The following is a 16,432-nucleotide window of genomic DNA, read 5'->3' on the forward strand; positions in this document are numbered from 1 at the left end:
CACGGGTAAATGGCCGCAGATTCGCACTCTTCCCTGATGTCCGTGCCGGTGCTCGTGCCGACGCCTTCGGAGCATCCATACAGCTACAGCGTACCCAACGACATTTCTGTCGTTGCCGGGTCGATCGTGCAGGTGCCGCTCGGACCGCGACAGGTGCCGGGAATCGTCTGGGACGATGCGTCCGGGGGCAAACCGGTCGACCCGAAGAAGTTGCGGCCGATCACGCAGGCTTTCGATTGTCCGCCAGTGGTCCCGGCGATGCGGCGTTTCGTCGACTGGGTGGCGCGTTACACGCTGTCGCCGCCTGGCATGGTGGCACGCATGGTGCTGCGCGCGCCGGCGGCCTTCGATCCTGAACCGCCGGCACCGGGTCTGCGGATCACCGCGGGCCGGCCCGACCGCCTGACTCCGGCGCGCCGGCGGGTGATCGAACTTGCCGAGGACGGGCTGGTCTGGAGCCGTTCGGGCCTGGCGCATGCGGCTGGCGTTTCACTGAGCGTGATCGACGGGCTGGCGCGCGCGGGCACGTTCGAACCGGTCATGCTGCCGCCGCTGCCGGTGGTTGCCGCGCCCGATCCAGGCTACAGCCCGCCGGCGCTGTCGGACGAACAGCGGCAGGCGGCGGACCGGCTTTGTGAGCCCGCCGCCGGTGGCGGGTTTTCGGTGACATTGCTGGAAGGGGTGACAGGCTCGGGCAAGACCGAGGTCTATTTCGAGGCGATCGCCGCAGCGCTTTCGGCTGGCCGGCAGGTTCTCGTCCTGTTGCCGGAGATCGCGCTGACACAGGCCTTTCTGGAGCGCTTCCACGCCCGGTTCGGCGCGCCACCTGCGGAGTGGCATTCCGACCTGGCGCCAAAGACCCGCGAGCGCGTCTGGCGGCAGGTCGCCGACGGACGTGTCCGCGTCGTCGCCGGTGCACGTTCGTCGCTGTTCCTGCCGTTCGAAAACCTTGGCCTGATCGTCGTGGACGAGGAACATGATGCGGCCTTCAAGCAGGAAGACCGGGTTTTCTACAATGCGCGCGACATGGCTGTGGTGCGCGGCCATCTGGGCGGTTTTCCGGTCATCCTGTCGAGCGCCACGCCGTCGGTGGAAACCCGTCACAACGCACGCAGTGGCCGCTACGGCGATATCCGCCTGGCACGGCGTTTCGCCGAGGCCGCGCTGCCGCGCCTGAGCGCTATCGATATGCGGCGTACTCCGCCGGAGCGCGGCCGGTTCATTGCCCCGCCGCTTGTCCAGGCCGTCGCAGAGACGCTCGAGCGAGGCGAGCAAGCACTGTTGTTTCTCAACCGGCGGGGATACGCACCGCTGACACTGTGCCGGGTTTGCGGGCACCGGTTTCAGTGCCCCGAATGCTCAAGCTGGCTGGTGGAGCACCGTTTTCGCGAAAAGCTGGTCTGCCATCACTGCGGCCATACCGAGCCGATGCCTGAAGCCTGCCCCTCATGCGGCGCGCTGGACCATCTCGTCGCCTGCGGACCGGGCGTGGAGCGGATTGCCGAGGAGACAGTGGACCGCTTTCCGGAGGCGCGCACGGTGGTGCTGTCATCCGACATCATGGGCGGGGTGAAGCGCCTCCGCCTCGAACTTGATGCCATCGCCAAGGGGCAGGCCGATATCGTGATCGGCACGCAACTGGTCGCCAAGGGGCACAACTTTCCAAACATGACGACGGTTGGGGTCATCGATGCCGATCTCGGCCTTGCCAATGGCGATCCGCGCGCGGCGGAACGTACGTTCCAGCTGCTCAACCAGGTGACCGGCAGGGCGGGGCGGACCGGCAAAAAAAGCCGCGGCCTGATCCAGACCTTTCAGCCCGATCATCCGGCGATGCGGGCGATCGTTACCGGCGATGCCGAGGCTTTCTACGAAAGCCAGATTGCCGAGCGTGAGCGCGCCCGATTCCCGCCGTTCGGGCGGTTGGCCTCGATCATCATTTCGGCGGCCACACGAGACGAGGCCGAGGCGCATGGAAGAACATTGCGCAACGCGGCGCCCGCTGCCGGCGACATCATGGTTCTGGGACCGGCGGAAGCGCCACTCGCGATGATCCGCGGGCGGCACCGTTTTCGGTTGTTGGTGCAAGGCGGGGAACGGGCCGATATCCAGGCGTTCCTGCGCCGGATGCTTGCCGGCGCCGGTCCGGCGCGCGGATCGGTGCGCGTCAATGTGGATGTCGACCCGCAGTCCTTCCTGTAGGCGGCGTTCGCGTGCCCGACGTCAGCCAATGAGCCGCAGGCCCCAGCGGACCCGGCCCCAGATGCGTTCGTGCAGGACGTAGGTGACGATGCTGCAGAGGTTCGCCGACAGGGCGAGGGTCACCGCGCCGCCCGCCGATCCGGTCTGCCACCAGGCGAGCGCCGTCATCACGATCAGGCCGATCACCTGCCACGTCATTGCCTTGGCCAAGGTTCGCGCTTTGCTTTCCATTGCCGGTTTCCGTTTTTTCGTCTCTGATCCGGAGATAGTCTTTCTGAGGTGGTGTCGGCAATTCGGCGTTTTCGAAACATTTTTCCCGTGTGTTGATAATTATCTTGAGGAGGGTATTAATACAGCATGCGCAAGGAAGATCGGGCACGACAGTTCAGAAATCGCGTGGCCGAGCGGATGACGGCGTCCGGCATCTCGAAAAGCAGCCTTGCGCGCATGTGCGGCGCCGACCGTTCGACAGTCGCGCAGATATTGAACGACGACGAACTGCGATTGCCGAATGCGCACCTGGCCGCCGAGATCGCCATGGCGTTGGGTGTCAGTGCTGACTGGCTGCTGGGCCTAAGCGAAAGAAGCGAGACTGCCGCCGAACTGCTGTCGGCCAGTATCGGCCTCGCCGACGCTCAACGCACGCCCGCCGATGACCAGATAATCGCGTGGCATCGCGAAGCGGCCGGTCACAAGATCCGGCATGTTCCCGCGACCTTGCCGGACATCCTGAAGACAGAAGAGGTGCTTGACTGGGAATATGCGGCATTTCTTGCCAGGACGCCCGAACAGGCGCTGCACTCCCTGCGCGACACGGTCGAATGGCTGTTGGCCCCCGGCAGCGACTACGAGATCTGCGTCCCGATCGACAAGGTCAGTTCGCTGGCGCGCGGCGAAGGTTACTGGAGCGGATTGCCGGAAGATGTCAGGCGGCGGCAGATTGAGGCAATGGCGGAAAGCGCCGAGCGGCTATATCCGTCGCTGCGCGTTTACATGTTCGAAAGCAAGCGCGTCTTCTCGGCGCCCGTTACCGTTTTCGGCCAGATGTTGGGCGTCGTCTATGTGGGACAGTTCTACATGGTGTTCCGTGAAAGCCGGCAGGTGCGGGCGTTAACCCAGCATTTCGATCACATCGTCCGCGAATCAGAGATCGATGCACGTTCGTTCTCCAGAGTGATACGTGAACTTGGCAGTTAAGCGGGCGACCTGACAGCAGGCGGTTGCCCTCAATCCTGATCTCGGCGTTAACTTTCCCTAAGTGCCGTCGGGTTATCATCGCACGCATGAAGATGATTGCCGCCATATTCGGTCTGCTGATCGTTGTGATCTGGGATACGACGCAGAACAACAACGATCTGTTGCGGTTCTTCGTCGAGGGCTTGATCGACTTCTTCGGCTATTTCGGTTTCTAGGCGCAGGCGCATTTCACCCGGATTGTCTCGCGACACCCGGCTGCGGGGGCGGAGATGCTTGTCATCTGCGCCAACGTTACCCATAACCGCATCGCAAAGGCCGGATCGCCCAGAATGGCGGCCGTTGCCGCGAACGGAGCCTGCAACATGATATCGTTGATACCGCCGCAATCGCCCGGAGAGTGGCTGGCTTGGGCGTCGGCCTTCGTCACCCTGGTTTTCGGGCTTATCTGCTTCTTCGTGCCGCGCACGGCGTTCTCGATCATGCGCTTGCAGACAGCGCCCGGCGTTCCGGAGGCCGTATCGGAGAGCCGGGCAACCATGGCCGGATTCTATCTCGGCACCGCGTTGCTGGCCGTCATGTTCGGCCAACCCTTCATCTGGATGGTGCTCGGCGCCGGCTGGGCGTTCACGGCGTTGGGGCGGCTGATCTCCATAATCTTCGATCGCGGCAACACCTCCTTCAACTGGATATCCATCATGATCGAGATCGCATTGGCCGCTGGCCCGCTTGTCTATGCGTTCGGCATTGTGCCCTAACCAGCCCGGAATCGGCCCGACTTACGACAAAAGGCGAGTGTGATCGTGTTGCGTGGGCGAAAAGCATATGCTAGACGGCTCGCAATTCGCAGGGGGGGTGCGCCATCATCTCATGCTGCGGATTTCGAAAAATCAATAAGATCAATGCGTTAAGCAATGCCACCTAGGCTGTTTCATCGCTTGCGCATTGGGCAATAACAGAGAAGCGATTGCCAGTGGCCAGTTCATCTCCCACGTCAGGTGTTGCCTCCCGATATGCGCAGTCACTTTTTGACATCGCGCTCGAGACCGGTTCGACCGACAAGGTCGAACAGCAGCTCGCCGCCTTCGAGGCGTTGCTGGGCGAAAGCGAGGATTTGAACCGGCTGATCAAAAGCCCGGTCTTTTCCGCCGAGGATCAGTCGAAGGCAATCGAAGCGATCGCCGCGAAGGCAGGCTTCGATGGCGTGTTCGGCAACTTCCTCAAGGTTGTGGCCGCAAACCGCCGGTTGTTCGCGCTGCCGGGCATGATCGTCGCGTTCCGCGACATTGCTGCCGCGCACAAGGGCATCGTGACCGCCCAGGTCACCAGTGCGCTGAAGCTGACCGCAGCCCAGCAGAAAGAACTCCAGGCGACGTTGAAGGACGTTGCCGGCAAGGACGTCGAGATCGAACTGACTGTCGATCCGTCGCTGCTTGGCGGACTGATCGTCAAGATCGGCTCGCGCCAGATCGACACGTCGCTTAAAACAAAATTGTCATCAATGAAGCTTGCGCTGAAAGAGGTCGGCTGATGGATATTCGCGCCGCGGAAATCTCCGCAATCCTTAAGGACCAGATCAAGAATTTCGGGCAGGAAGCCGAAGTCTCCGAAGTCGGTTCCGTCCTGTCGGTGGGCGACGGTATCGCCCGTGTTTACGGTCTGGACAATGTCCAGGCCGGTGAGATGGTCGAATTCCCCGGCGGCATCCGGGGCATGGCGCTGAACCTCGAAACCGACAATGTCGGTGTCGTGATTTTCGGTGCCGACCGCGACATCAAGGAAGGCGACACCGTCAAGCGGACCGGTGCCATCGTGGACGTCCCGGTCGGCAAGGAACTGCTTGGCCGCGTGGTCGACGCGCTCGGCAACCCGATCGACGGCAAAGGCCCGATCAAGACCAAGGATCGCGCTCGCGTCGACGTCAAGGCGCCCGGCATTATCCCGCGCAAATCGGTGCACGAGCCGATGTCGACCGGCCTCAAGGCGATCGACGCGCTGATCCCGATCGGTCGTGGCCAGCGCGAGCTGGTCATCGGCGACCGTCAGACCGGCAAGACCGCCGTTGTGCTCGACACCTTCCTCAACCAGAAGCCGATCCACGATTCCGGCGAGGAAAAGGACAAGCTCTACTGCGTCTATGTCGCTGTCGGCCAGAAGCGCTCGACAGTCGCGCAGTTCGTGAAGGTGCTCGAAGAGCGCGGTGCGCTGGAATACTCCGTCGTCATCGCGGCGACCGCGTCCGACCCGGCGCCGATGCAGTATCTCGCACCGTTCGCCGGCTGCACCATTGGTGAGTATTTCCGCGACAATGGCATGCACGCGCTGATCGCCTATGACGACCTGTCCAAGCAGGCTGTCGCATACCGCCAGATGTCGCTGCTGCTGCGCCGCCCGCCGGGCCGCGAAGCCTACCCGGGCGACGTCTTCTACCTGCATTCGCGCCTGCTGGAGCGCGCCGCGAAGCTCAACGAAGACCACGGCGCGGGCTCGCTGACGGCGCTGCCGATCATCGAAACCCAAGCCAACGACGTGTCGGCCTACATTCCGACCAACGTGATCTCGATCACCGATGGTCAGATCTTCCTTGAAACCGACCTGTTCTTCCAGGGTATCCGCCCGGCCGTGAACGTCGGTCTGTCGGTGTCGCGCGTTGGTTCGTCGGCCCAGATCAAGGCGATGAAACAGGTTGCCGGCTCGATCAAGGGCGAACTCGCCCAGTATCGTGAGATGGCCGCCTTCGCCCAGTTCGGTTCCGACCTCGACGCCGCAACCCAACGTCTGCTCAACCGCGGTGCGCGCCTGACCGAGCTGCTCAAACAGCCGCAGTTCTCGCCACTGAAGACCGAAGAGCAGATCGCGGTGATCTATGCCGGCGTCAAGGGCTATCTCGATGACCTGTCGGTTGCCGATGTCGGCCGCTTTGAGCAGGGCCTGCTGGCGCATCTGCGCGCCAACGGTCAGGATGTGCTCGACGCCATCCGCACCGAACAGAAACTGGATGACGACATCGAAGACAAGCTGAAGGCACAGATCGACGCCTTTGCGAAAACCTTCGCGTGACCTAGAGGCCGAACGAGAGAACGGAACAGTCCGGAATGCCTTCACTCAAGGATCTCAGGAACCGCATCGCCTCGGTCAAGGCGACGCAGAAGATCACCAAGGCCATGCAGATGGTCGCGGCGGCCAAGCTGCGTCGTGCGCAGGAGGCCGCCGAGGCGGCGCGCCCCTATTCGCAGCGCATGGGCGCGGTGCTCGCCAATATCGCGCAGACGCTGGGCGATGGCGACGATGCGCCGAAGCTGATGACCGGCACCGGCGGCGACGCGACGCATCTTCTCGTCGTTTGTACGGCTGAGCGCGGTCTGTGCGGCGGCTTCAACTCGTCGATCTCGCGGCTTGCGCGCGATCACGCCCGCGGCCTGATCGCCGCCGGCAAGACGGTGAAGATCCTTACGGTCGGCAAGAAGGGCTATGATGTCCTGCGCCGCGACCTGAACGATCACATCATCGACCGGGTCGATCTGCGCGAGGTCAAGACGCTCGGCTTCGCCAATGCCGACGAGATCGGCAAGAAGGTGATTGAGCTGTTCGACGCCGGCGAGTTCGACGTCTGTACGCTGTTTTATTCCGAGTTCAAATCGGTGATCTCGCAAACGCCGACGGCGCAGCAGATCATTCCGGCGGCAACGGAAGGCGGCGACGAGGCTGCGGCCAGCGATGCCTCATACGAATACGAACCGGAAGCATCGGAAATCCTCGCCGACCTCATTCCGCGCAACATTTCGGTGCAGGTTTTCCGGGCGCTTCTGGAAAACGCCGCATCGGAGCAGGGCGCGCGCATGACGGCTATGGACAACGCGACGCGCAATGCCGGTGAAATGATCGACAAGCTGACGCTCAGCTACAACCGCCAGCGTCAGGCGCAGATCACCAAGGAACTTATTGAAATCATCTCTGGCGCGGAAGCGCTGTAAGGAAGGGTAACACGATGGCAAGAGCAGCAGCAAAGAAGAGCGCCGCCGTGACGTTGGCCAAGGGGCCGGAAGGCAAGGTCGCACAGGTTATCGGCGCCGTCGTCGACGTCCAGTTCTCCGATCACCTGCCGGAGATCCTGAACGCGCTTGAAACGGACAACAACGGACAGCGCCTCGTGCTGGAAGTGGCGCAGCACCTCGGTGAGAACACCGTGCGCTGCATCGCCATGGATTCCACCGAAGGTCTTGTGCGCGGCCAGGTCGTGGTCGACACCGGCACGCCGATCGCCGTTCCGGTCGGTCCGCAGCTGCTCGGTCGCATCATCAACGTCGTCGGCGAGCCGATCGACGAAGCCGGCGATGTGACGTTTGAGGAAAAGCGCGGCATTCACCAGCCGGCACCGGAATATGTCGACCAGTCGACAGAAGCCGAAATCCTCATCACCGGCATCAAGGTCCTTGACCTGTTGGCACCCTATGCGAAGGGCGGCAAGATCGGCCTGTTTGGTGGCGCCGGCGTTGGCAAGACCGTCCTCATCCAGGAACTGATCAACAACATCGCTAAAGCACACGGCGGTTACTCGGTGTTCGCCGGCGTTGGCGAACGGACCCGTGAAGGCAATGACCTGTATCACGAATTCATCGAATCCGGCGTGAACAAGGCCGGCGGCGGCGAAGGCTCGAAGGCCGCGCTTGTGTACGGCCAGATGAACGAGCCGCCCGGTGCGCGTGCCCGCGTCGGCCTGACCGGCCTGACCATCGCCGAGTACTTCCGCGATCAGGGCCAGGACGTGCTGTTCTTCGTCGACAACATCTTCCGGTTCACCCAGGCAGGTTCGGAAGTGTCGGCGCTTCTCGGCCGTATTCCTTCGGCCGTGGGTTATCAGCCGACGCTGGCGACCGACATGGGCGCCCTGCAGGAGCGCATCACGACGACCACCAAGGGCTCGATCACCTCTGTGCAGGCTATCTACGTGCCCGCCGACGACTTGACCGACCCGGCGCCGGCTACCTCGTTTGCCCACCTGGACGCGACCACGGTTCTCAACCGCGCGATTTCGGAAAAGGGTATCTACCCGGCCGTTGACCCGCTCGACTCTACCTCGCGTATGCTCGACCCGATGATCGTCGGCGAAGAGCACTACGGAGTGGCGCGCTCGGTGCAGGAAACACTGCAGCGCTACAAGTCGCTGCAGGACATCATCGCCATCCTCGGCATGGACGAGCTTTCCGAAGAGGACAAGCTGACCGTTGCGCGCGCCCGCAAGATCGAGCGCTTCCTGTCGCAGCCGTTCTTCGTGGCCGAGGTGTTCACCGGTTCGCCGGGCAAGCTGGTCGATCTGGCCGACACCATCAAGGGCTTCAAGGGCCTGGTCGAAGGCGAGTACGACCATCTTCCGGAAGCCGCCTTCTACATGGTCGGTACGATCGAGGAAGCGGTGGAGAAAGCACAGCGTCTGGCCGCGGAAGCGGCCTGACGGTTTGACCGGGCGCGGCGGCGATATGGCGAAACGCTGGATGTTGGTTGCGGAACTCGCCCTGGCCGGGGCGCTGGTCGGATTCCTGATCGGGCCGGAATCGCTCGATCAGTTCATCGGTTCGACGTTCCGGAACACCGTCGTTATCAATATCGCCGCGGGGGCGGTCATCGGTGCCCTGACAGGCTTTTTGCTGTCGCTGATGAAACCGAAAACAGAGTAACGGACAGATGGCTGACGCATTCAAATTCGAGCTTGTCTCACCGGAACGGCTTCTGGTGTCGGAAGACGTAACGGAAGTGGTCGTGCCGGGCGAGGAAGGCTATTTCACGGTCTATTCCAACCACGCTCCGGTCATGTCGACGGTCAAGCCGGGTGTTGTCGAGGTCAAGGACGCCGGCGGCGCCGACGAGCGCTACGTGGTGTTCGGCGGTTTTGTGGATGTGGTGCCGGACTCCTGCACGCTGCTCGCCGAATCGGCGGTCAATGTGAAGGATCTCGACCGCGCCGACATCGAGCGCCGCGTGCAGGAAGCGCGCGAGGACGTTCAGGACGCCAAGGACGACGAGACCCGCGCCAAGGCGCAGGGCTATCTCGACCAGTTGACGACGCTTCAGGCGGCGATTTCAGCCTGAGGACAAGCGCCGCAAGGGTTGGTGGCCGATCCAATTGGGTCGGCCTTTTCGTTTTCTACGCCGCGCCAAACGCATCGGGATAACGTATCTCGCCGCGATATCCATTCAGGGCGCCGTTTTCCAGTTCGAGCGCCATGAAATGCGGCCCTTGCCGGTCACAGCTCACACCCTCTGCGACCCCTTTCTTGAAGCCGAACCGCCCGTAATAGACGGGATCGCCCTGCACGAAGACGCAAAGCCAACCGTCTTTCCGGGCCACCGATATCGCCCGGCGGGTCAATTCCGTACCGATCTGAAAATCTCGCCAGTCCGGATCGACCCCAAGGGGCGCCAGCGCCAGGCTGCGTTCCGGTCCTTGCAGTTCCGACAACATGACGTGACCGACGATCATCCCGTCGATGCGGGCGACCATCGACACGGTTGCGCACGCGGCGTCCGTAAGCGTGTCGACTAGCCGGGCTTCGTCTTCTCGGCCAAAGGCACGGCGGTGAAGCGCCAATATGCCGAGACGGTCTGCGGGATCAGCAATTCGGAATTCGGTCTTCTCGATGATCATGACCATTTCCCTTCCTGTTCCGCCGATGGCATTCCTGGTTCATTGTTCCGAACGGTGCAGCTGCTTGTTTATCGCCCGAGCCCAAGCCTTTCACCCTGTAGCGACAAGGCAACAGCAGCGCGGGCGTGCAGAACGGCGGTGTCGAACGCCGGCAGCGGCGAGGTGCCACCGTCGACCAGCATGGCGATTTCAGTGCAGCCAAGGATAACCGCCTCGCATCCGGCCCACTTCATGTGGTCGATCACCTGCCGGAAACGGGCCGCTGACGTCTGTTCTATTCGGCCGACGCACAGTTCTTCATAGATGATGCGATGGATGTCGGTGCGCTCGTCCTCGTCGGGCAGGGCGATTTCAAGACCGAAGCGCTGCTCGAGCCGATGGCGATAGAAGCGCTCTTCCATCGTGAAACGCGTAGCCAGCAGGCCGACCTTTCGATACCCGGCGCGCTGGATCGCCTCGCCGGTCGGATCAGCGATGTGCAGCAGCGCCAGACCGGAGCCTTCCTCGATCTCTTCGGCCAGCTTGTGCATGGTGTTGGTGGCGAGCACCAGAAACGATGCGCCGCCGGCTTTCAGGCTGCGTGCGGCTTCGACCAGGATCCGCGCGCACTCGCCCCATTTGCCCTCGTGCTGAAGTTGCCGGATCGGCTCGAAATCGACCGAATGCATCAGGATGCGGGCGGAATGCTGCTGGCCGAGGACATCGCGCATCGCCATGTTCATGGCGCGATAATAGATGCCCGTGGACTCGGGGCTCATGCCGCCTAAAAGTCCGATCAGCATCATGACGGCCGGCTCCCGGCGAGATGGCCGAAGACGCGCACGAGTTCTTCATAAACCGCGCGCTTGAAGGGTACGATCAAGTCCGGGAGGTCGTGCATCGGCAGCCAGCCCCACTCCTCGAATTCCCGCTCGTGGCCATCCGGCGGAGGATCGATCTGGATCTCGCTGTCGTTGCCGGTGAAGCGGAATGCGTACCATTTCTGCGTCTGGCCACGGAACTTGCCCTTAAGTCCGATACCGAGCAGATGCTCCGGCAGATCGTAGTTGATCCACTCCGGGGCTTCCTCGATCAGTTCGACCGACCGCATGCCGGTCTCCTCGTAAAGCTCGCGCAACGCGGCCGGGTAGGGATCCTCGCCCTTGTCGATGCCGCCCTGCGGCATTTGCCAGAGTTTCGGGTGGCCGGTGTATTCGGTGTTGCCTTCCTTGGCGCGCTTACCGGCCCACACCAACCCGTCGTCATTGAGCACCATGATGCCGACACAGGCCCGATAGGGCAGGTCGGCGGCCAGGATTTTTTTCGTCTTGCTTGCCATCGCCGTTACCGTGCCAACGCCGAAACGCCGACAATCTCAAAGCCGCGTTTCTTGGCGTCGTTTGCCCAGGCCGCGACGGTATCGACCGTCGGCTGCAACGCCGATCCGGTACCAACCGCATAGCCGCCACCTTCGGCGTATTCTTCAAGCTGCTTCAGCCGCGCCTTGATTGCTGTCGGGTCCTGAGAGGTATCGAGCACGATCTGGCCGCTGAGATAAGGAACATCATAGGCGCGCGCGAGCATTTGCAGGCGCTCGTTACCCGCCGTGCCGTCATTCAGATAAAGCAGGCCGCGCTGGCCGATTTCGCGCAGGATAGGGGAAACAGCCGCTTCGTCGGCAGAAAACCGCCCGCCGAGATAGTTGACGATGCCGGTATAGTTGGTCAACCGGCCCAGCGCCCAGCGCAGCTTGTCGATGTTGTCGGCCTCCGGGCCGGCAGCGAGAAGCGTTTGTGGCCCGGGATCGTTCTGCGGATAGTTGAACGGCTCCATCGGCACCTGGACGAGGAGCTCGTGGCCCTTGCTGCGCGCCTTGCGCATCCAGCGGTTCAGGCTGTTGCCTTGCGGCGCGAATGCGAGCGTGATTTCCGGCGGCAGATCGCGAATGGCTTGTTGCGTTCCGGTTTGCGATAGTCCGAGGCCGCCGATCACGATGGCGATCCGCTTGCCGCCGGCCCGCGACCAAGGCCTGGCATAGATGTCCATCGGGCGGCGCCCGTCGGCGGTGCGTACCGGGAGCTCGCCCCATTCGCTGGCCTCCAGTGCCTCGTCGTCCGGCAGATGAGCGAGCTGCAGCGGCTGGCCGGCGGTCGCCTCGGCCGGGTCGCGCACGACTATGACCCGCGGTCCGTCACGCGATATCCGGTAGTCCTCATCGTCGGAGCGCGGCGGCGGCGCGTCCGCTGCGTCCGTATCCGAGCCAGTGCTCTGATACACGATCTCTACACCGTGGGCGGGCGCCGGATCGGCACTGACGGTCGAACCGGTCGTCTGCATGGCGACAGCAGGTGTGTCGTCGAGGGTGATCAAGGCGGTTTGCGGCAGCGTGTCGCGGGCCGCAAGCGCATAGGCGTTGAGGCCGATGACGCCGGCGGCGACAAGACCGATTGTCATGCGACCGGTCCGGTTGCGCGGCTTGGCGGCATAGCGTGTACCGATTTCGGCCTGGTCGCGCTTGGTCGTGCTGCGCCGCCGCGCGCCGGGCGATTGTCCGAGTGGAGCGTCGAGATCGTTCATGGGACGAGCATCACCGCGAATCAAAAAGGGGTCACCGCGAATCAGTGACCCCTGTTTTCTACCACGCCAACTTGTCTGTTTGGCAACGCTGGCGGTTCAGCGCCCTCAATTGGGCAATGCGGTTGCCGGATCCGGCGGGAAAGCCGGGTCGGAGCGCTCGCCGCGCAGCAGTTCCAATGCAAAGGCGAGCTGGTCGTCTTCTTCCGGATCCTGCGGCACATAGGCGATCGAGCCGGAGCCGTCCTCGTCCTCTTCGGCGCCCTCGATATGGCCCCGGAGATCCGACTCGCCGCGGGTCAGGTCTCGACCGAGCAACTCGTCCGGGATCGTCTGGTTGACGGCGATATCGGGCGTGATGCCCTTGCCTTGGATGGAGGTGCCGGCCGGCGTGTAGTAGAGCGCTGTGGTCAGACGCAGCGCGCCGTTCTCGCCGAGCGGGATGATCGTCTGCACCGACCCCTTGCCGAAGGAGCGGCTACCGACGACGGTTGCGCGGCGATGGTCCTGCAACGCGCCGGCGACGATTTCCGACGCGCTCGCCGAACCGCCGTTGACGAGCACGATCAGCGGCTTGCCGCCAGTCAGGTCGCCGGGCCGGGCCGAATAGCGCCGGCTGTCGCGATCGTCGCGACCGCGTGTCGAGACGATCAGGCCCTTTTCGAGGAATGCATCCGACACATTGATCGCCTGATCGAGAAGGCCGCCGGGATTGAGCCGCAAATCAAGCACGAAGCCCTTGAGCTCTTCTTCGCCGATTTCTTCGGAAAGATCTTCGATGGCCTGTTGCAGGTCTTCGAAGGTCTGCTCGGTGAACGAGATCACGCGCAGATAGCCGATGTCGTCCTCGGTGCGGTAGCGAACCGCCTGGATCTTGATGATGTCGCGCACGATGGTGATATCGAGCGGTTTGTCGGCGCCTTCGCGCAGGATCTTCAATTCGATCGGCGTGTTGACCAATCCGCGCATCCTGTCGACTGCCTGCTGCAGAGTCAGGCCGCGCACCTCTTCGCCATCGATTTCGACGATCAAATCGCCGGCCAGCACACCGGCTTTCTCGGCCGGTGTGCCGAACATCGGCGTAATCACCTTCACGAGTTCGTCTTCCATCGTGACCTCGATGCCAAGACCGCCGAACTCACCCTTGGTCTGGGTGCGCATGTCGGCCGCGTCATTGGCGTTCAGGTAGGAGGAATGCGGGTCGAGCGCTGCCAGCATGCCGTTGATCGCGTTTTCGATCAGTTCGCGATCTTGCGGCTCCTCAACATAGTTGGCGCGCACACGCTCGAAGATGTCGCCGAAAATCGCGAGTTGCCGGTAAGTATCACTACCGGCTGCATTCGCAGACATCATGCTGTGACCCGACACGGCGAGCACGGAAGCGGCTCCCATGAGCGCGCCTGCAAATAGCAATGAGATCTTTCTCATCATATCCGTTATGTCCTTCCAGAACCGGGTTTCTCCCACCAGGGTGCGGGATCGACCGGTTTGCCGTTTTTCCTGAACTCAATATAGAGCGTCGGATTCTCATTTGCAGCCGCAGCCGCCGAAACGCTGGCGAGGTGAATGCGCCCCATGCCGCCTACCGGTTCGCCTGACAATACAAACTGTCCCTGTCTGACGTCGACACGTTCCATTCCTGCGAGTACGACATGATAATCGTCACCAACATTCAGGATCAAGAGTTGTCCGTAAGATCGGAAGGGTCCCGCATACAGGATCCATCCGTCTGCCGGTGCGGTAACATATGCTCCCGAGTTCGCTTCAATCGTGTCGCCCTGCGCTGTGCCGCCATAACCGTCCTCGTCGCCAAATGCGGTGATTGTGGGACCGGCGACCGGCTTTTCCAGCTTGCCGGCGAGATCCGAGAATGCGTAGGCCGGCGCAATTCGCGCTTGCGAAAACGTCTGGTTTTCAGCGCGTTGGCGGCCTTCGTCCAGTCTGCGTTGAGCTTCGAGGCGCGCTTGTTCGGCGGCTTCGCGGGCGGACTGGATCTCCGTCTCGATCGAGGCAATCAACTCCTGCAGGCTTTCCGCCTTTTCGGCAAGTTCGGCGGCGCGCCTCTGTTCGAAGGCCAGCTGCTCGGCCGTTCGTGTTTCCAGTGCCCGTTTTTCTTCAAGCAAAAGTGAAAGACGGTGTTGTTCTTCCTTCTGGCGTTCGACCACGGAAGTCAGTTTTTTCCGCTCCGCACGGTAAGTCTCGGTCAGATGCCGCAGTTCGGTCAAGTCGGCGATCAGGATGCGCACTTCCTCGCGCATGCCCGGTACAACCGCGCCGAGAAGGATCGAACTGCGCACGGAAGACAAAGCATCGTCGGGCGTTACAAGCATTGCCGGCGGCGGGTTGAGCCCCATGCGCTGCAGAGCCGCCAGAACTTCCGCCAGCAGGGCGCGGCGCTCCAGGAGACTGGCTCTGACCGTATCGGCCTCACGGCCGGCAACAACCAGCTTCTCGCCCAGCACGATAACGTCCTCGGAAAGCTTCCGTTCGGTTTTAGCCGCCTGGATGATGGCCGTGTTAAGCGAGGCCCGGTCCTTGCGGATTTGCGAAACCTCGTGCGCAAGCTCTTCGGTCCGATTCTTGGCAATCGAGCGTTGCCGAACAATGTCGGCCAGTTCCGTCGCCCTACGCTCAAGACTGGTCGACAGTTCCGCAGTGTCGGTTTCGGTACCAGCCTCCTGGGCGATCGCCGCAAAGCTACCCAGCGCTGTCAGGACAGCGAGCAGCAGCGCGGATATCAGGCCGACAGGATGGTACATGAGGTAACCGGAATCGATTGAAGCTTCCGACTGGTTCTAACGAACGCTGCGCCGAATTGCACCGGGAATTGGGCCGCGCCAAGGCAAGTTCAGTCGCGGTGGTAGGGATGACCGGCCAGAATGGTCGCGGCGCGGTACAGTTGCTCCGCGAGCATGATGCGTGCGAGCTGGTGCGGCCAGGTCTGGTTGCCGAGAGAAACCACCCAATTGGCGCGGTCGCGCAGGGAAGCGGCATGCCCGTCAGGACCGCCAAGCGCAAATACGAGTTGGCCAACGCCATCGTCGCGGAAGCGTTCCACTGTTTGAGCGAATTCTCGGGAAGAGGGGGATTTGCCGCGTTCGTCCAGAAGAACCAGTATCGAGCGGCTGTCGAGTGTGTCGGCGCAGCGCGCGCCTTCCTCGGATTTGCGCGACTCGGCGCTGCGGGCGCGGCTCTCAGGCGTTTCGACCAGCCCGCCATAGTCCAGTCCAAGCGATCTGCCGGACTTTGCGAAGCGATCGAGATAACGCGACACAAGGTCTGTTTCGGGGCCGGGTTTCATCCGGCCGACCGCAAAAATGGTCACCCGCATCGCGCGTCGAAGAATCGCTTGCCGAAACGCTTAGTGCAGCGTGTCGGCCGGCGTTTCCGGCTCCTGCCAGATCTTCTCGAGCGCGTAAAAGTCACGGACCTCGGGCCTGAAGACATGAACGATCACATCTCCGGCGTCGATCAGAACCCAATCGGCGGACGAAAGACCTTCGACACGGGCTGTGCCGTGACCGGCGTCTTTCAGGCCGCGCAACAGCTGATCGGCTACCGCGCTGACATGGCGATGAGACCGGCCCGACGCGACCACCATGTAGTCCGCCATTGCCGATTTACCGCGAATGTCGATGGAAACGATGTCCTCGGCCTTGGAGTCTTCCAGACTGTCCTTGACCAGCTCAAGAATCCGGTCGGCAGCTTCCTGATCGCTGATCCCGGGGGTCGAAGGCGCTTCATTGGCCTTCTTAAAGGTCGTTGTTCTCAAGAGTACCCTTTCAGTTCGGAACAAACGATGCGCCGGCGATTCGGCCGCGCACCCTGAAGATAGTCATG

19 protein-coding genes are annotated in these 16,432 nt (G+C 62.4%); 10 read left to right on the forward strand and 9 right to left on the reverse strand.

All coding sequences use genetic code 11. The annotated features are described in order from the left end of the window. The first annotated feature begins 9 nt into the window (after positions 1 to 9). Positions 10 to 2,202: a primosomal protein N' gene (locus tag ACO06R_RS03975; RefSeq protein WP_421856361.1), complete on the forward strand. Its 2,193-nt coding sequence runs from the start codon at positions 10 to 12 to the stop codon at positions 2,200 to 2,202. A 21-nt stretch (positions 2,203 to 2,223) separates the two neighbouring features. Here ACO06R_RS03975 and ACO06R_RS03980 read toward each other — a convergent pair whose 3' ends face one another. Then, positions 2,224 to 2,433: a DUF2061 domain-containing protein gene (locus tag ACO06R_RS03980; RefSeq protein WP_421856364.1), complete on the reverse strand. Its 210-nt coding sequence runs from the start codon at positions 2,431 to 2,433 to the stop codon at positions 2,224 to 2,226. Between the two features lie 126 nt (positions 2,434 to 2,559). On the opposite strand from ACO06R_RS03980, the gene ACO06R_RS03985 reads away from it, so the two are divergent. The 9 genes from ACO06R_RS03985 (at position 2,560) to ACO06R_RS04025 (ending at position 9,483) form a co-directional block, all read left to right on the forward strand. After that, a complete protein-coding gene (locus tag ACO06R_RS03985; RefSeq protein WP_421856367.1) occupies positions 2,560 to 3,399 on the forward strand; it encodes a helix-turn-helix domain-containing protein in 840 nt (279 codons plus the stop codon). A gap of 86 nt (positions 3,400 to 3,485) precedes the next feature. Then, positions 3,486 to 3,614 carry a hypothetical protein gene (locus ACO06R_RS03990; protein WP_421856370.1) on the forward strand — a complete coding sequence of 43 codons (129 nt, stop codon included), beginning with the start codon at positions 3,486 to 3,488 and terminating at the stop codon, positions 3,612 to 3,614. Positions 3,615 to 3,761: 147 nt separating this feature from the next. Next, a complete protein-coding gene (locus tag ACO06R_RS03995) occupies positions 3,762 to 4,154 on the forward strand; it encodes a DUF4345 family protein (RefSeq protein WP_421856373.1) in 393 nt (130 codons plus the stop codon). Positions 4,155 to 4,363: 209 nt separating this feature from the next. Next, complete coding sequence (locus ACO06R_RS04000) at positions 4,364 to 4,927, forward strand: F0F1 ATP synthase subunit delta (protein ID WP_421856376.1); 564 nt, start codon at positions 4,364 to 4,366, stop codon at positions 4,925 to 4,927. Next, positions 4,927 to 6,456, forward strand: coding sequence for a F0F1 ATP synthase subunit alpha (gene atpA, locus ACO06R_RS04005; RefSeq protein WP_421856379.1), 1,530 nt, complete (start codon positions 4,927 to 4,929; stop codon positions 6,454 to 6,456). Before ACO06R_RS04000 ends, atpA begins: the two co-directional genes overlap by 1 nt. A 35-nt stretch (positions 6,457 to 6,491) precedes the next feature. Continuing rightward, positions 6,492 to 7,370: a F0F1 ATP synthase subunit gamma gene (locus tag ACO06R_RS04010; protein WP_421856382.1), complete on the forward strand. Its 879-nt coding sequence runs from the start codon at positions 6,492 to 6,494 to the stop codon at positions 7,368 to 7,370. Positions 7,371 to 7,384: 14 nt separating this feature from the next. Further along, on the forward strand, positions 7,385 to 8,848 hold the full coding sequence (gene atpD / locus ACO06R_RS04015) for a F0F1 ATP synthase subunit beta (protein ID WP_421856385.1): 1,464 nt from the start codon (positions 7,385 to 7,387) through the stop codon (positions 8,846 to 8,848). A gap of 4 nt (positions 8,849 to 8,852) precedes the next feature. Beyond that, complete coding sequence (locus ACO06R_RS04020) at positions 8,853 to 9,071, forward strand: hypothetical protein (RefSeq protein WP_421856388.1); 219 nt, start codon at positions 8,853 to 8,855, stop codon at positions 9,069 to 9,071. Between the two features lie 7 nt (positions 9,072 to 9,078). Then, entirely contained in the window at positions 9,079 to 9,483 is a 405-nt protein-coding gene (locus ACO06R_RS04025; protein ID WP_421856391.1) for a F0F1 ATP synthase subunit epsilon, read from the forward strand. A 55-nt stretch (positions 9,484 to 9,538) separates the two neighbouring features. On the opposite strand, the gene ACO06R_RS04030 is transcribed toward ACO06R_RS04025, so the two are convergent. The 8 genes from ACO06R_RS04030 to rsfS all read right to left on the reverse strand — a co-directional run bounded on the left by ACO06R_RS04030 (position 9,539) and on the right by rsfS (position 16,364). After that, positions 9,539 to 10,039 (reverse strand): GNAT family N-acetyltransferase, encoded by a 501-nt coding sequence (locus ACO06R_RS04030; protein WP_421856394.1) that lies wholly within the window; start codon positions 10,037 to 10,039, stop codon positions 9,539 to 9,541. 68 nt (positions 10,040 to 10,107) lie between these two features. Then, positions 10,108 to 10,824 (reverse strand): aspartate/glutamate racemase family protein, encoded by a 717-nt coding sequence (locus tag ACO06R_RS04035; RefSeq protein ID WP_421856397.1) that lies wholly within the window; start codon positions 10,822 to 10,824, stop codon positions 10,108 to 10,110. Further along, complete coding sequence (locus ACO06R_RS04040) at positions 10,821 to 11,357, reverse strand: RNA pyrophosphohydrolase (RefSeq protein WP_421856400.1); 537 nt, start codon at positions 11,355 to 11,357, stop codon at positions 10,821 to 10,823. Before ACO06R_RS04040 ends, ACO06R_RS04035 begins: the two co-directional genes overlap by 4 nt. A gap of 5 nt (positions 11,358 to 11,362) precedes the next feature. Next, on the reverse strand, positions 11,363 to 12,595 hold the full coding sequence (locus ACO06R_RS04045; protein ID WP_421856403.1) for a divergent polysaccharide deacetylase family protein: 1,233 nt from the start codon (positions 12,593 to 12,595) through the stop codon (positions 11,363 to 11,365). 105 nt (positions 12,596 to 12,700) lie between these two features. Then, positions 12,701 to 14,023 carry a S41 family peptidase gene (locus ACO06R_RS04050; RefSeq protein WP_421856406.1) on the reverse strand — a complete coding sequence of 441 codons (1,323 nt, stop codon included), beginning with the start codon at positions 14,021 to 14,023 and terminating at the stop codon, positions 12,701 to 12,703. 5 nt (positions 14,024 to 14,028) lie between these two features. Continuing rightward, complete coding sequence (locus ACO06R_RS04055; protein ID WP_421856409.1) at positions 14,029 to 15,351, reverse strand: murein hydrolase activator EnvC family protein; 1,323 nt, start codon at positions 15,349 to 15,351, stop codon at positions 14,029 to 14,031. Between the two features lie 89 nt (positions 15,352 to 15,440). Beyond that, a complete protein-coding gene (rlmH, locus tag ACO06R_RS04060; protein ID WP_421856412.1) occupies positions 15,441 to 15,923 on the reverse strand; it encodes a 23S rRNA (pseudouridine(1915)-N(3))-methyltransferase RlmH in 483 nt (160 codons plus the stop codon). A 30-nt stretch (positions 15,924 to 15,953) separates the two neighbouring features. Continuing rightward, positions 15,954 to 16,364 carry a ribosome silencing factor gene (rsfS, locus tag ACO06R_RS04065; RefSeq protein ID WP_421856415.1) on the reverse strand — a complete coding sequence of 137 codons (411 nt, stop codon included), beginning with the start codon at positions 16,362 to 16,364 and terminating at the stop codon, positions 15,954 to 15,956. Positions 16,365 to 16,432: the final 68 nt, after the last annotated feature.

The sequence above is a fragment of the Oricola sp. genome (assembly GCF_965230365.1).
In the GTDB taxonomy this organism is placed as follows: Bacteria; Pseudomonadota; Alphaproteobacteria; order Rhizobiales; family Rhizobiaceae; genus Oricola.

Bases quoted from the DNA above. Each gene is read 5' to 3' on its own strand.
- ACO06R_RS03975 (WP_421856361.1), top strand. From the start codon at position 10: ATGGCCGCAGATTCGCACTCTTCCCTGATGTCCGTGCCGGTGCTCGTG.
- ACO06R_RS03980 (WP_421856364.1), bottom strand. From the start codon at position 2,433: ATGGAAAGCAAAGCGCGAACCTTGGCCAAGGCAATGACGTGGCAGGTG.
- ACO06R_RS03985 (WP_421856367.1), top strand. From the start codon at position 2,560: ATGCGCAAGGAAGATCGGGCACGACAGTTCAGAAATCGCGTGGCCGAG.
- ACO06R_RS03990 (WP_421856370.1), top strand. From the start codon at position 3,486: ATGAAGATGATTGCCGCCATATTCGGTCTGCTGATCGTTGTGATCTGG.
- ACO06R_RS03995 (WP_421856373.1), top strand. From the start codon at position 3,762: ATGATATCGTTGATACCGCCGCAATCGCCCGGAGAGTGGCTGGCTTGG.
- atpA (WP_421856379.1), top strand. From the start codon at position 4,927: ATGGATATTCGCGCCGCGGAAATCTCCGCAATCCTTAAGGACCAGATC.
- ACO06R_RS04010 (WP_421856382.1), top strand. From the start codon at position 6,492: ATGCCTTCACTCAAGGATCTCAGGAACCGCATCGCCTCGGTCAAGGCG.
- atpD (WP_421856385.1), top strand. From the start codon at position 7,385: ATGGCAAGAGCAGCAGCAAAGAAGAGCGCCGCCGTGACGTTGGCCAAG.
- ACO06R_RS04025 (WP_421856391.1), top strand. From the start codon at position 9,079: ATGGCTGACGCATTCAAATTCGAGCTTGTCTCACCGGAACGGCTTCTG.
- ACO06R_RS04030 (WP_421856394.1), bottom strand. From the start codon at position 10,039: ATGATCATCGAGAAGACCGAATTCCGAATTGCTGATCCCGCAGACCGT.
- ACO06R_RS04035 (WP_421856397.1), bottom strand. From the start codon at position 10,824: ATGATGCTGATCGGACTTTTAGGCGGCATGAGCCCCGAGTCCACGGGC.
- ACO06R_RS04040 (WP_421856400.1), bottom strand. From the start codon at position 11,357: ATGGCAAGCAAGACGAAAAAAATCCTGGCCGCCGACCTGCCCTATCGG.
- ACO06R_RS04045 (WP_421856403.1), bottom strand. From the start codon at position 12,595: ATGAACGATCTCGACGCTCCACTCGGACAATCGCCCGGCGCGCGGCGG.
- ACO06R_RS04050 (WP_421856406.1), bottom strand. From the start codon at position 14,023: ATGATGAGAAAGATCTCATTGCTATTTGCAGGCGCGCTCATGGGAGCC.
- ACO06R_RS04055 (WP_421856409.1), bottom strand. From the start codon at position 15,351: ATGTACCATCCTGTCGGCCTGATATCCGCGCTGCTGCTCGCTGTCCTG.
- rlmH (WP_421856412.1), bottom strand. From the start codon at position 15,923: ATGCGGGTGACCATTTTTGCGGTCGGCCGGATGAAACCCGGCCCCGAA.